We start from the raw sequence: 14,007 nt of genomic DNA on the forward strand, positions 1-14,007 counted from the left end.
GCATGGCGCGGGTTGCGCGCGCTGCTGAGCGCGCGCGTCTGGGCCGTGATCGGGCTGTTCGCGCTCGCGGCGCTCATCTGGCTCGTTGGGCCGTTGATCGCGGTGGGCGCCTACCGGCCGCTCGATAGCGCCATGGCGCGCGGGCTCGTCATCGTGCTGCTGTTTGCGGTGTGCGCCGGCCGTGCCGGGTATCGGCACTGGCGCGCCGCGCAGCTCAACGCGCAGTTGCTGAGCCAGTTGCGCGAGCCGGTGGAAGACCGGGTCGCGCATGCGGAGGAGGCGCCGCACGCGCAGGAGCTGCGCAGCCGTTTCGACGAGGCCTCGCGCCTGTTGCGCAACGCACGGCTTGGCGCCACTCAGGGCGGCCAGGGCCCTCAGGACGCCCTGGGCTTGCGGGGACGCACCGGGCGCTGGTTCGAAGGGCTCACGCGACAGTACCTGTATCAACTGCCGTGGTACGTCTTCATCGGCGCGCCCGGCTCGGGCAAAACCACGGCGCTCGTCAACTCGGGGCTGACGTTTCCGCTCGCCGAGCAGTTCGGCAAGGCCGCGATCCGCGGCGTGGGCGGCACGCGCCATTGCGACTGGTGGTTCACCAACGAAGCCGTCCTGATCGACACGGCCGGTCGCTATGCGACGCACGAAAGCAACCGCGCGCTCGATCAGGATGAGTGGTCGGGCTTTCTCTCGCTGCTCAAGAAGTATCGTGTGCGCCAACCGCTGAACGGGGCGCTGCTCACGATCAGCGTGTCGGATCTGCTGGGCGCGACGGAAGTCGAGCGTACCACGCACGCCATGGCGTTGCGCAAGCGCCTGCAGGAGCTGCGCACGGAACTGGGCATCCAGTTGCCGGTCTACGTGCTCGTGACGAAGGCGGATCTGCTCTCCGGCTTCAACGAGTACTTTGCGCGCTTCAATCGCACCGAGCGCGCCCAGGTGTGGGGCTTCACGATCGCGCTCGCCGAGACCGAGGTCCGCGATTTCAGCCTGCGCACCGTGTTCGATCGCGAGTACCGGCTGCTGCACCGGCGCCTGAACGACGCGCTGCCGGAACTGTTCACTGCCGAGCCCGACGCGCGCCGGCGCGAGCTCATCCATTCGCTGCCGCAGCAGTTCGGCGGCTTGCAGGAGGTGCTCGGACAGTTCATCGAGCAGGTATTCTCGAGCTCGCAGTTCGATTCGATGCCGCTGCTGCGCGGCGTTTATTTCACGAGCGGCACGCAGGAAGGCACGGTCTTCGACCGCGTGATGGGCGGCATCAAGCGCTTCCTCAAGATCGACGGCGTGCCGCCCGCGCAGCATGCGGCGGCGAGCGGGCGCAGCTTCTTCCTCAAAGACCTGCTTCAGGAGCTCATCTTCAGGGAAGCGGGGCTCGCCGGCACCGATCTGCGCTGGTACCAGCGTCAGCGCATGCTGGCGCTCGCGGGCTACGCGCTTCTCGCGCTCCTGCTGGCGGGCGCGCTGGCGGCGTGGGTGGGCAGCTACGCACACAACCGCGCGTACCTCGCGGCGATCGAGGCGAACGTGCCGCAGATCGATCACGCGCTCCAGGGCGTGACCATCACAGACGCCGACAACATCGCGCGCGTGCTGCCCATGCTCGACGCGATTCGCAATATCGCGCACGTGGATGGCGTCGATCCGGATAACGCGCCGCTCGCGTACCGCTGGGGCATCTTCCAGGGCGACAAGATGCAGTCCGCCGCAGAGAACGTCTATCGCCGCGCGCTCGACGAACTGCTGCTGCCGCTCGCCGCGCGGCGGCTCGAAACGGCGGTACGCGACGCGCCGCCCGACGACCCCGCGTATCTCTACGCGGCACTTAAGGCGTATCTGATGCTCCACGACAGCGCCCATTACGATCCAGATTTCGTGCAGGCGGTGCTGGATCTGGAAATCGCCTCGGCGCCGGGCGCGAATCTGACGCCCGCGCAGCGCAACGATCTGCGCGCGCACATGGCGGCGCTCTTTGCGGGCCGCGTGGTGGTTTCGCCATTTGCCCGGAACGAACAGATGGTGACGGGCGCGCGCGAGACGCTCACCCGCCTGACGTTCGCGCAGCGTCTCTATGCGCAGCTCGCGCGCACGCTGCGGCCCGCCGCGGCGGCCTGGGACGTGAGCGCGGCGCAGATGGCGGGCCCCTCGGGTGCGCTGGTGTTCCGGCGCGCGAGCGGCGCAAGCCTCAGCGATGCCGTGCCGGGTCTGTTCACCTACGACGGCTACTGGAAGGTCTTCGACAAGCGTCTCGCCGCGGCGGTCGATGCGTTCGGCCGCGACGAGGTCTGGGTGCTCGGGCTGAGCGCGCCGGAAGCCGCGACGCCTGCAGAGGTGAGCGCGCGGGCGAAGGACGTGCGCTCGCTCTATTTCGACGACTACATCCGCCGCTGGGACGACTATCTCGGCGATCTGCGCCTGCAGAGCACGTCGACGCTTGCGCAGACCACGCAAATCGCCCGTGTTCTCTCGTCGCAGGACTCGCCGCTTGCGCGACTCGCCGATGCGGCCGCGCGGCAAACGACGCTCTCGCAGAGCGCGAATGCGGCGAGCGGCGCGAGCGGGCTCGCCGCGAACGCGCAGGACAAGGTGAACCAGGCGCGCGAATCGCTGGCGCAGATCCTGGGTCAGCCGCAGGGCGGCGGCGATGCGGCGGGAGAGCCGAGCCGCTCCGAAGCGGTGGTCGACGCGCACTTCGCGGGCCTGCGCGAGTTCAGCAGCCTGGAGGCCGGGGGGGCCGGCAGTGCGAACGGAACGAGCGGCACGAGCGCGGCGCTGGCCGGCGTGCTCAAGTCGATCGACGGACTCTACACGTGGCTCACGACAGCCGACGCCGCGCTGCGCGGCGGCGGGACACCGCCGCAGTCGGACAGCGCCGACCAGATCCGCGCCCAGGCGGGCCGCATGCCCGTGCCGTTCCGGCAGATGCTGGGCGACCTCGCGAATGCCGCGCAGAACAATGTGACGCGCAACGTCGACCAGAATCTCGCGCAAAACGCGTCGGTCAATATCGGCGACTTTTGCCGCCAGGCGATCGCCGGGCGCTATCCGTTCGCGCGCGCCTCGACGCGCGACGTGGCGCCAGGCGACTTCGCGCGCATGTTCGCGCCGGGCGGCCTGATGGACGACTTCTACCGGAAGAACCTGCAAAGCCGCGTGGACGCGAGCGTCCAGCCGTGGCGTTTCATCGGCGGATCCGACGTGTCCGGCTCCTCGGGTGACAGCGCGCTGCTCGCATCGTTCGAGAAGGCCGCGGCGATACGCGACGCGTTTTTTCCTGGCGGGGCGCGCGAGCCGACCATCAAGGTGGAGATCAAGCCGCTCGACATGGACCCAGACATCTCCGAGTGGACGCTCGACGTGGACGGCCAGCAGGTGCGCTACGCGCATGGACCTCAGGCGCCCGTAACTGTGCAGTGGCCGGGGCCACGCGGCATGAACCAGGTGAGCCTGCAGGTCACCGATCAGTCGGGTGCGACTGACGGCTTCACGATCCAGGGGCCGTGGGCACTGATGCGCCTGTTCGATCGCGGCGCACCGGCACATGCTCAGGCATCCGAACAAATGATGGTTGGCTTCAACGTGGATCATCACGCGCTCGCCATGCAGGTGACGGCGGACAGCGTGCGCAATCCCTTGCGTCTCACCCAACTGGAGTCGTTCACGTGTCCGGGGAAATCATGAACGGTGATCGCATCGGCGCTGAATTCGGGTTGCCAGCGTGGTATGGCAAGTTGCCAGGGGCGGGCGACTTCGTGGGCCGCCGCATGGCAGGACCGCTCGCGCGCACCTGGGAGCGGTGGCTCGCACAGGGCATGGCCTCGGCTCGCGCGGACCTCGACGCGCGCGCGCCGGTCTGGCGCTTCGCGATTCCCGCCGGCAGCGGCGACGGTTGGGTGCAGGTCGGTTGCGTCGCGCCTAGCCGCGACCGCGTCGGGCGGCGCTATCCGCTCGTTGTTGCGCAGGCCATCGCGCCCGCCGCCCATGCGGGCCACGGGAGCAGAGGCGAGCTGCCGCTCGCGGGCGCCGATGCGTGCATCCGGGCGATGGACGCCATCGTGCAGGACGCGATCCGCTGCGCGCATGGACCGGAGGAGTTCGATCAAGCGCTGGCCGAGGGGCTGCGGGATGAAGCGGCGCGCGAGGCCGCGCCGGCAGCCGGGGGCTGGCCGAACCTGTGGGAGTACTTTGACCCGAACGGCACGACGAGCTTTTGGTGGACCGATGCCCGCGACGGTGCGCCTCGTACCGACGTCCACACTGGCGGGCTCGACACCGCGCTGTTCCAGCGGCTCTTCGGGGAGCCGGGCAGAGGCGAGCGATGACACGCGGCGCCCTGAAGAACGTCCAGCGCGGCAGTGCGTGCGCCGCACAGGGAGGAGGGACATGACCGACTCGCACTACGCCGAAGCGGCGGCGCACGCCGCGCCGCCTGGCGCGGATGGCGTGCGGCCGTTGCCGAACGGCCACCGCCTCGCCGGGTTCGAGCTCGACTCGGTCCTGGGCAAGGGTGGCTTCGGCATCGTCTATCGGGCGTTCGACCGCACGCTGCAGCGCGCCGTCGCGATCAAGGAATACATGCCCGCGATGCTCGCTTCGCGCGGCGGCGATTTTACGGTCGCGCTGCGCTCGCCGCGCTTTTCGCAGGCATTCGACGCGGGCCGCGCCGCGTTCCTGAACGAGGCGCGGCTGCTCGCGCAGTTCGACCATCCTGGGCTCGTGAAGGTGCTGCACTTCTGGGAGAGCCACGGCACCGCTTATATGGTGATGCCGTTCTACGAAGGCCAGACGCTCGAGCAACTCCAGAAGCGCGGCAAGCCGATGAGCGAAGCGGCGCTGCGACGCATGCTCGCTTCGGTGCTGGGCGCGCTGGACGTGCTGCACCGCGCGCAGTGCTTTCACCGGGACATCTCGCTCGACAACATCCTGATGCAGCCCAACGGCAATCCTGTGCTGCTGGACTTTGGCGCGGCGCGCAAGCTCATCGGCGACATGGTCGACGAGACCGCCATGATGCTCAAGCCCGGTTACGCGCCGATCGAGCAATACACCGACGACCCCGCATTCAGGCAAGGGCCCTGGACCGACATCTATGCACTGGGTGCGCTCGCGTATGCGCTGATGACCGGCGAACTGCCGCCGGCGGCGGTGGTGCGCAGCATTCAGGATCAGTACCGGCCGCTGGCGGGGCGCGAAGCCGCCGGGCATGACAGGGAGCATCGCGGGGAACACCGCGGGGAACACTACAGCGAGCGCCTGCGGTCTGCTATCGATCACGCGCTCGCGTTGCGGATCGAGGACCGGCCCGAGTCGGTCGGCGCGTTTGCCCAGGAACTCGACTTGCACGAGGCATCGCCCAGTGTGTTCGTGCCCGCGGGATACGACGCCGCTACCCGCACGGCAGGAACCGCCGCCGACACTGCCGCGGCGAGCGCACAAGACGACGCAACGCAAGCAGTGCCCGCGACGCGAGGCGAAACGCCCGGCGCAGTGTCGACGTCAGCGCCCGCCGATATCGCGACTACGAACGAAGGCGATGGAGCCGAAGCACCGTCAGCCGCCGAGGCGCTGCCTGACGACGGTGCAGCGCCACAATGGCAAAACGAACGGCCGCATGAAGCGGGTCTCGCGCAAGTTGCTGCGCAAGCTGCCGGAGAAGCCTCCACGGAGACATCGGAACGCCATGACAGTAAGGCATCCGAATCTTCGCCGCAGCGTTTCAATTGGCGCCCATTGCGCATACCTGCGCTGGTCCTGCTGCTCATACTCGTAGTGGGCGTTCCGGTGCTGCGGTTCGCGATTCACGCGCCGCCCGTTTCCCAGCAGGCGGCCGCTAACCGCAGTATGCCGCCCGCGCCGGCGAGCCACGCGCCTGTTCCCGCGCTGGTGCTTCCAGGCGCCAATGCGCCAGGGCAGCCGTCGTCCGCGCTGGCGCAACAGCAGCCGGGCGCGTCGGGGCTGATGCCCGCTGCGCCCGCGATGACCACCAACACGACGGTGGTGGAGGTGCAGGCCGGGAAGGACAAGCCCGTCAATGCGACCGAAGCGGCCGCCGCAACCGCTGCCGCGCCGCAGCCAGCCCAACCGAACGCAGCGAGCCAGACGCCGCAAGCGGCCCATCCACCCGCTGAAGCACAGGCCTCGCCGCCCGCGGCGTCCGACACATCCGCGCCGGCTGTCGCGCAGGCAACGCCGCGTACTTCCGTGCGCACGCCTGCGCCTCTGCCGCCCGTGCGCGTGCACTTCCAGATCGTTCCGTGGGGCGAGGTCTACGTCGACGGCGTGCGGCGCGGTGTCAGTCCGCCGTTCCGTATGGCGAGTCTGGCGCCGGGCACCCATCGCATCGAAATCCGCAATGGCACGTTGAAACCGTACGTGCGCATGGTGACGCTCGATGCCGGCAGCGCGCCGCTCGAAATCAGCTACACGTTCGAGTAATTCCAGCAAGGAGACCGCACGATGATCGACACCCTGCTCGCACCGATCAGCGCCGACGCGCCGTGCGGACCGGACCTCGAATACGACGCCGACTTTCTGGCGCTTCAGCGTAGCGCGGCCGGCAAGCCGGAGGAGCAATACGGCGACACCCTCATCGCCGCGCAGCCGCCCGCGTGGCGCGACGTGGAGCGCATCGCGCTCGCGCTGCTCGCGCGGACGAAGGATCTGCGCGTCGTCGTGCCGCTCACATATGCGTGGATCGACAGCCGCGGCCTGGAAGGCTACGCGGACGGGCTGCGTCTCACGGCGTCGCTGCTTGACGCGTACTGGGAGTCGCTCTATCCCATGCTCGCGGTGGATGGCACGCCTGATGCGCTGCCGCGCTTTAACGTGCTCGCCGAGCTTGCGGGTCCACAGGGCTGCGCGCGCGCGGCGCGCGAGCAGCCGCTTCTCGGCGCGCTGAGCGTGGGCGCGGCGCTCAACGTGCTGCAGCAGGGCGAGGGCGCCGACGGCGGTCAACGGGACACCTACGCCGGCGGACGCGAGCGGCTCGTGCGCGAGTGGTGCGAAGCATTCGAGTCGGGCAGCCCGGCCCTGCACGCGGGGCTCACGGTTCGGGAGCATCTGGCGCATATGCGGCGCATCGTCAGCGAGCGCCTAGGTGACGCGTGGACGCTCGATGCGAGCGCGCTCGAACAGCAGCTGGCCTCCCTGGCTGCGGAGCTGCCTTCCGGCAGGGCGACGCAGGAGGCCACGCCGGTAGCGGCCGGCGACGAACCGCAGCCCATGTCGCAGCAGCAGGGTGCTGCACTGGCCGCCGCCAACGGCGGAACAACCGGCGCCGCATGGCGCGACGCCGAAATATCGAGCCGGTCCGACATCGACTTCGGACTCGAAAAGATGTGCCGCTACTTCGAGCTGCACGAGCCGAGCCATCCGGCGCCGCTCTTTCTGCGCCGCGCGCAACGCCTGCTCTCGCTGAACTTCTACGAGATCTTCCGCGACATCGCGCCGGAGAGCGTGCGCGAGCTCGACCATCTGAGCGGCAATCGCAAAGAATCGGCGCAATGAATCGGCGCGCGGCCATGGAGGCGCCACGGCCGCGCTGGTTTCAACGCAGGGATCGATACGATCATCGATCCCGTGAAGCGCACGGGTTGCGCGGGAGCTGAATCACATGTCTCGACACAAGCCATCGGCGGGAGGCCAGAAGTTCATCGGACGCAATCGCGCGCCCCGCGTGCAGATCGAATACGACGTCGAGCTCTACGGCGCCGAGCAGAAAGTGCAGTTGCCGTTCGTGATGGGCGTACTCGCCGATCTCGCAGGCAATCGCGGCGACCCGCTGCCCGAGCTGGCCGAGCGCCGCTTCGTGGAGATCGACGTCGACAACTTCGACGACCGCATGAAGTCGATTGCGCCGACGCTCGCGTTCGAGGTGCCCAACACGCTCACGGGCGACGGCGTGCTCGGCGTGGAGATGACGTTCAGCAGCATCGACGACTTCTCGCCCGCTGCGCTCGCGCGCAACGTCGAGCCGCTGCGGCGCCTGCTTGAAGCGCGCACCCAGCTCGCGAACCTGCTCTCGTACATGGACGGCAAGCGCGGCGCGGAGGCGTTGATCGCCCGAGCGCTCGGCGATCCGGCGCTGCTGGCCGAACTTTCCGCGCCGAGGGCGCTGGCCGGGCCGAAGGACGCGGATAACCGGCCGGAACACGGCAAAGACCCGAAGCACGATCCCGAGCAGGACTAAAAGCAGGACTAAAAGCAGGACTAAAAGCAGGACTAAAAGCAGGACTAAAAGCAGGACTAAAAGCAGGACTAAAAGCAGGACTAAAAGCAGGACTAAAAGCAGGAGGACGAACATGAGCCGGACCGAGCCGCAAACCGCGCTGCAAAGCCAGGTCTCCACTTTGCCCGCCACCACGCTGAGCGGCGACCAGTTCGCCGTGCTGCTGGAGCGCGAGATCAGCCCCAAGACCGAGCTCGCACGCGAGACGGTGCAGAACGCAGTGCAGACGCTCGCGCGCGAGGCGCTCGAGCAGAGCGGCAACGCGACCCTGTCGTCGGATGCTTACGAGGGCGTGCGGCAAGTGATCGCCGCGATTGATCAGAAGCTCTCCGCGCAGATCAACGCCATGCTGCATCACCCGGAGTTCCAGCGTCTGGAGGCATCGTGGCGCGGGCTGCACTATCTCGTGAACAACACGGAAAGCGACGAGATGCTCAAGATTCGCGTCATGCCCGCGAGCAAGAAAGAGCTTGCGCGCATGCTCAAGCGCCACAAGGGCATCGCATGGGACCAGAGCCCGCTTTTCAAGAAAGTCTATGAAGAGGAGTACGGACAATTGGGGGGCGAACCGTTTGGTTGCCTCGTGGGAGATTACTACTTCGATCACAGTCCGCCCGACGTCGAGATGCTGCAGTCCATCTCGAAGATCGCGGCGGCGGCGCATGCGCCTTTCATCGGCGGGGTATCATCCGCGCTCATGCAGATGGACTCGTGGCAGGAACTCTCGAATCCGCGCGACCTCACGAAGATTTTCCAGAACACCGAGTACGCCGCGTGGCGTAGCCTTCGAGAATCGGAAGACTCGCGCTATGTCGGGCTCGCGATGCCGCGCTTTCTCGCGCGGCTGCCATACGGCGCGCGCACCGACCCCGTCGACGAATTCGAGTTCGAGGAGGAAACCGACGGTGCGCGGCACGACCACTACACCTGGACCAATGCGGCCTATGCAATGGCGGCCAACATCAACCGCTCGTTCAAGCTCTACGGCTGGTGCTCGGCGATTCGCGGCGTGGAGTCGGGCGGCGCGGTCGAGAATCTGCCATGCCATACGTTCCCGACCGACGATGGCGGCGTCGATCTCAAGTGCCCCACCGAGATCGCGATCAGCGACCGCCGCGAAGCCGAGCTTGCGAAAAACGGGCTGATTCCGCTCATCCACCGCAAGAACTCCGACGTGGCGGCCTTCATCGGCGTGCAGTCGCTCTATCAAAGCGCGGAGTACCACGACCCCGATGCGACGGCCAACGCACGGCTCTCCGGCCGGCTGCCGTACCTGTTCGCGTGCAGCCGCTTCGCGCACTACCTCAAGTGCATCGTGCGCGACAAGGTGGGCTCGTTCCGCGAGCGTCCGGACATGGAACGCTGGCTCAACGACTGGATCATGAACTACGTGGACGGCGACCCCGCGAACTCGTCGCAGGAAACCAAGGCGCTCAAGCCGCTGGCCGACGCGAGGGTGGAAGTGGAAGCCGTGGAGGACAACCCGGGCTATTACGCGGCCCGCTTCTTCCTGCGGCCGCATTACCAGCTGGAAGGCCTCACGGTGTCGCTGAGGCTGGTGTCGCGTTTGCCGGCAGTGCCGGCTGGGCGTTGAACAGGATGACTGATTAATGCGCCTCGCAGCGTAGTTCGCGAGCGGATTGGACAAGCAGGCAGGCACATGGGAGAAGCGCAATGGGCGTGGCGATGTTTATGAAGGTGGACGGCGCGACGGGCGAATCCGCCGACAAGCAGCATACCGGCTGGAGTGACATCCAGTCGTTTTCCTGGGGGGCGACCCAGCCGGCGGCGATGGCGACGGGAGGCGGCGGCAACGCGGGCAAGGCAAACTTCGACGACCTCGTAGTGAGGGCGTACATGGACAAGGCGACGCCGGCGATCATCAAGCATTGCGCGAGCGGCAAGCATCTCTCGAAGGTGGAGATATCGTCGTGCAAGACCGGGGGCGAGCAGATCGAGTTCTCGCGGGTCACGCTCGAAGAAGTGATCGTGACCGCGGCGCGCGTGGTAGGCGCCGATGCGAGCGACGCCACCGACCGGCTGATGATGCAATACGGTTTCCAGGCCGCGCGCGTGAAGAAACAGTACTGGGAACAGAACGCGAACGGCGGCAAGGGACCCGAGGTCACGATGGGCTGGGACATCAAGAAGAACAGCGAAATGTGAGGTTCGCATGCCGAGTGCTTCCCATCGTCTTGACCCTTCGCATGCACCGCCAGCAAGCGCCGCACACAGACGCACGGTGGCGCCCATGTTGTTCGATCGCCTGAGAGACGGCGCGCCGCCACGCGGCGCCGCTCACGCCGACGCGCTGCTCGATGCGGTGCTGCGCGATCTCTCGTGGCTGCTGAACACGGCCTGCGCGCTCGACGAGCGCGCCGCGAGCCGCTATGTCGAAGCCGCCCGCTCGGTGCTCAACTTCGGCGTGCCCGCGTTGGCGGGCACGCCGCTCTCCGGCATCGACACGCAGTACCTGGAAGACGCGCTGCGAGAGGCGATCGTGTGCTTCGAACCGCGCCTGCAAGGCAGCAGCGTCGAAGTGCGCTGCGTAAGCGACGCGCCGCGCGCGAGGCGGCACAACGTGCTGACCTTCGAGATTGCCGGGCGCCTCGCCTGTTGCGACCCGCCGCTTGCCATGCTGCTGCACACGGAACTGGACCTGGATTCGGGCGTCGCGCTGCTACGGCCGCTGAGCGGTGCTGCGCAAACGGCGGCGGACGAATCCCGCCCGCGACGCTAAGGAAACGCTGCCCTATGGATGCACGCTTTCTCGACTACTACAACCGTGAACTTGCCTGGCTGCGCGAATCCGGCGCGGAGTTTGCGCGCCAGTACCCCAAGGTTGCGGGCGGCCTCGGCATGCACGGCATCGACGTGGCGGACCCGTTCGTCGAACGGCTGCTAGAGGGCTTCTGCTTTCTCACCGCGCGCGTGCAGTTGAAGATGGACGCGGAATTTCCGCGCTTCTCCGAGCGCCTGCTCGACGTGGTGTACCCGGATCACCTCGCGCCCACACCGGCGATGGTGATCGCCCAGTTCCAGGCCGATTCCGCGCAAGGCTCGTTGAGTCAGGGATTTACCATGCCGGCGGGAACCAGCCTGATGGCGGCCGCGACGGGCGGCGCGGTGACTGCCTGCGAATTCCGCACCGCGCAGCCGGTCACGTTGTGGCCACTCACGCTGCGGGCGGTCGAACTCGCGCCCGCGCCGGCGGGCTTGCCGCTGCTTCCCGGCATGCCGCGTGGCGGTGGCGTGAGCCGAGGCGCAGGGCCGCTACGGGCCTTGCGCATCACGCTGGCTGCGCGGGCCGGGGCGCCGCTGAGCCAGTTGCCGCTCGACCAGTTGACGTTTTTCCTCAGTGGTCCGGATCGCCAGGCGATGCGTTTGCTCGAACTCGTCTGTGCGCGCACGCTCGGCGCAGCGCTGCGCGACGGCAACGATGGCAAGTGGCTCGACGCGCTGGGGCCGCAATGCGTCGTCCACGAAGGATTCGATGCGGACCAGGCGCTCTTTCCGCCCGGCGCGCGCAGCTTCGAAGGCTACCGGATCCTGCGCGAGCATTTTGCGTTCGCCGCGCGCAACCTCTTTTTCAGCGTGCGCGGTCTGCGCAGTGCACTGGCCAACGCGAGCGGGGAGAGTGTCGATCTCTTCGTGCTGCTGGACGGCGACGACGCCGATCTCGAACGCAGCATCGACGCGACGCATCTTGCGCTCGATTGCACGCCCGCGATCAACCTGTTCCCGAAGCGCACTGAGCGCGTCCCGGTGACGCCTGGCGCAAGCGAGTACCGGCTGATGGTCGACCGTACGCGCGCGCTGGACTACGAGGTTTTCGCGGTGAGGCGCGTGATCGGCCATCGTGCGGGCGCTGAGGGCGACTGCGTTTTTTTGCCGCTCTACACATCGGTGGCCGACGGCGCCGAGGAATCCGGCGCCTGGTTCAGCCTGCGGCGCGAGGCGCGGCTCGTCGGCACGCAGGCGCGGCGCAGCGGCACGCGCTCGAACTATGCGGGCTCCGATGTCTACGTTTCGCTCGTCGATCGCCGGCGTGCGCCGTTCGACGAGCATATCGCGCTGCTTTCCGCCGACACCCTGTGCACGAACCGCGATCTGCCGCTGCAGCTTGCGGCTGGCGGCGTCAGCGATCTCTCGCTGAGGATTTCCGCGCCCGTGAGCCGCGTACGCATCGTGCGCGGTCCCTCGCCGCCGCGCCCGCCGCTTGCGCACGACGACGCGATGTGGCGGTTCATCGCACATCTGGGGCTGAACTATCAGCCGCTCGCCGATATCGAGGACGAGGCCGGTGCCCAGCGCTTGCGCGAGCAGCTGGAGATCTACGCCGATCCCGCCGATGCGCCGCTCGCGCAGCGCATTCGCGGCATCCGGGGTCTCGCGTGCAGGCCGGTGTTCAGACGCCTGCCGGTGGCGGGGCCGCTCGTCTATGGGCGCGGCGTGCGCGTAGAGATGACCGTCGACGACCATGCGTTCGCAGGCGACAGTCCCTACGCGCTCGGCGCGGCGCTCGAACAGTTCTTCGCGCGGCATGCGTCGATCAATGCGTTCGTCGAGTTCGCGCTGTATTCGGCGCAACGCGGTCAGATCGCCGAATGGCCCGCACGGATCGGCCGTAGGCCGGCAGTATGAACCAATCGTCAGGATGCCGAATCATGAGCCGGAAAGCGCCCATCCCCGCCGACCCCGCCCGTTACCAGGCGTTCTGGCGGCGACTGCGGGCCGCGCCGCACGAGCATGACTTGTTCCATCTGCTGCGCTGGATCGACGCGCTCGCAGGCAGCGAGGCGCCGCTCGGCGAGGCGCAGCATCCAGCGAGCGAGCCGGTGAGGGTCGGGCAGACGCCGTCGCTGTCGTTTGCGCCTTCGATGGTGGCGGGCGTCGAAGGTACGGACGGCGCACACACGCAGGGTGGGCCGCCGCGCGTGCAGATCCATGGCTTCGGGCTGTTCGGCCCGAACGGTCCGTTGCCGCAACACGTGACGGAGTATGCGTACGAGCGTATCCACAGCTTCGGCGACAGCTCGATGAGCGCGTTCGCCGACCTGTTCCATCACCGGTTGATCGTGTTGCTCTATCGCGCGTCGGCCGACGCGCAGCCGGTGGTCGGCCTCGACCGGCCCGGCGAGTCGCGCTTTGACCGCTATGTTGCGAGCCTCATCGGCCTCGCCGGCGCGCGCAACGAGACCTCGCCATTGCGCGCACGAGAAGCGCCGGGGCGCCACGCGAAGTACTTTCAGGCAGGTCACTGGGTGCGCCAGACGCGCAACGCAGAAGGGCTCGCCCAGATGCTGCGTCACGACTTCGGCGTGCCAGTTCGGATCGTCGAGCATGTCGTGCGCTGGATCGCGCTCGGAGAGCGTCAGCTTGGCGCGATCGGCGCCGCGCAAGGCCCACGGCGTGCCAGCGGGCCCGTTGCGCACCCGCGCGTAACGCGCGCGGCGCTTGGCGAGAGCGCGGTGCTCGGGCGTGCGGTGCGCGACGCGCAGGGCAGCTTTCGCATCGTGCTGGGGCCGCTGCCGCTTTCGCGCTTTCAGTCCTTCTTGCCAGGCGGCGCGGATTCGGCGCGGCTCGTGCATTGGGTGTGCGAGTACATCGGCGCCGAGTTCGGCTGGGATCTGCAACTCGAACTGGCGGCGTCCGAGGTGCCGCGCGCAACGCCCGGCGGCGCGGGCAGGCTCGGGTTGTCGACGTGGCTCGGGCAGCGCGTAAGCCGCGAGCCCGCGCGAGACCTCGTGGTCGATCTCGTCGCGCGGGCGCAAGGAGGCTGA

Annotated in this window: 10 protein-coding genes; all 10 read left to right on the forward strand. The window is 68.0% G+C overall.

Annotated features, from left to right (window positions below; genetic code table 11):
• The first annotated feature begins 12 nt into the window (after positions 1–12).
• Positions 13–3,678, forward strand: a complete 3,666-nt coding sequence (gene tssM / locus VSR72_RS23820; RefSeq protein WP_342954842.1) for a type VI secretion system membrane subunit TssM — start codon at positions 13–15, stop codon at positions 3,676–3,678.
• Positions 3,675–4,319, forward strand: a complete 645-nt coding sequence (tagF, locus tag VSR72_RS23825; RefSeq protein WP_342954789.1) for a type VI secretion system-associated protein TagF — start codon at positions 3,675–3,677, stop codon at positions 4,317–4,319. Before tssM ends, tagF begins: the two co-directional genes overlap by 4 nt.
• A 61-nt stretch (positions 4,320–4,380) precedes the next feature.
• Entirely contained in the window at positions 4,381–6,432 is a 2,052-nt protein-coding gene (locus VSR72_RS23830) for a protein kinase (protein ID WP_342954790.1), read from the forward strand.
• 21 nt (positions 6,433–6,453) lie between these two features.
• Complete coding sequence (tssA, locus tag VSR72_RS23835) at positions 6,454–7,503, forward strand: type VI secretion system protein TssA (protein WP_342954791.1); 1,050 nt, start codon at positions 6,454–6,456, stop codon at positions 7,501–7,503.
• A 106-nt stretch (positions 7,504–7,609) separates the two neighbouring features.
• On the forward strand, positions 7,610–8,185 hold the full coding sequence (tssB, locus tag VSR72_RS23840; RefSeq protein ID WP_342954792.1) for a type VI secretion system contractile sheath small subunit: 576 nt from the start codon (positions 7,610–7,612) through the stop codon (positions 8,183–8,185).
• A gap of 112 nt (positions 8,186–8,297) precedes the next feature.
• Entirely contained in the window at positions 8,298–9,818 is a 1,521-nt protein-coding gene (gene tssC / locus VSR72_RS23845; protein ID WP_342954793.1) for a type VI secretion system contractile sheath large subunit, read from the forward strand.
• Between the two features lie 80 nt (positions 9,819–9,898).
• A complete protein-coding gene (locus tag VSR72_RS23850; protein ID WP_342954794.1) occupies positions 9,899–10,390 on the forward strand; it encodes a type VI secretion system tube protein Hcp in 492 nt (163 codons plus the stop codon).
• Positions 10,391–10,475: 85 nt separating this feature from the next.
• Positions 10,476–10,964: a type VI secretion system baseplate subunit TssE gene (gene tssE, locus VSR72_RS23855; protein ID WP_342954795.1), complete on the forward strand. Its 489-nt coding sequence runs from the start codon at positions 10,476–10,478 to the stop codon at positions 10,962–10,964.
• A gap of 14 nt (positions 10,965–10,978) precedes the next feature.
• The gene (tssF, locus tag VSR72_RS23860) at positions 10,979–12,868 is read left to right on the forward strand and encodes a type VI secretion system baseplate subunit TssF (RefSeq protein WP_342954796.1); all 1,890 of its coding nucleotides are present in this window, start codon (positions 10,979–10,981) and stop codon (positions 12,866–12,868) included.
• A 23-nt stretch (positions 12,869–12,891) separates the two neighbouring features.
• Entirely contained in the window at positions 12,892–14,007 is a 1,116-nt protein-coding gene (gene tssG / locus VSR72_RS23865; protein ID WP_342954797.1) for a type VI secretion system baseplate subunit TssG, read from the forward strand.

The organism is Paraburkholderia sp. JHI869 (assembly GCF_038900775.1).
Taxonomy (GTDB): domain Bacteria; phylum Pseudomonadota; class Gammaproteobacteria; order Burkholderiales; family Burkholderiaceae; genus Paraburkholderia.

Coding starts and splice junctions, on each gene's coding strand:
- tagF (WP_342954789.1), top strand. CDS start 3,675: ATGAACGGTGATCGCATCGGCGCTGAATTCGGGTTGCCAGCGTGGTAT.
- VSR72_RS23830 (WP_342954790.1), top strand. CDS start 4,381: ATGACCGACTCGCACTACGCCGAAGCGGCGGCGCACGCCGCGCCGCCT.
- tssA (WP_342954791.1), top strand. CDS start 6,454: ATGATCGACACCCTGCTCGCACCGATCAGCGCCGACGCGCCGTGCGGA.
- tssB (WP_342954792.1), top strand. CDS start 7,610: ATGTCTCGACACAAGCCATCGGCGGGAGGCCAGAAGTTCATCGGACGC.
- tssC (WP_342954793.1), top strand. CDS start 8,298: ATGAGCCGGACCGAGCCGCAAACCGCGCTGCAAAGCCAGGTCTCCACT.
- VSR72_RS23850 (WP_342954794.1), top strand. CDS start 9,899: ATGGGCGTGGCGATGTTTATGAAGGTGGACGGCGCGACGGGCGAATCC.
- tssE (WP_342954795.1), top strand. CDS start 10,476: ATGTTGTTCGATCGCCTGAGAGACGGCGCGCCGCCACGCGGCGCCGCT.
- tssF (WP_342954796.1), top strand. CDS start 10,979: ATGGATGCACGCTTTCTCGACTACTACAACCGTGAACTTGCCTGGCTG.
- tssG (WP_342954797.1), top strand. CDS start 12,892: ATGAGCCGGAAAGCGCCCATCCCCGCCGACCCCGCCCGTTACCAGGCG.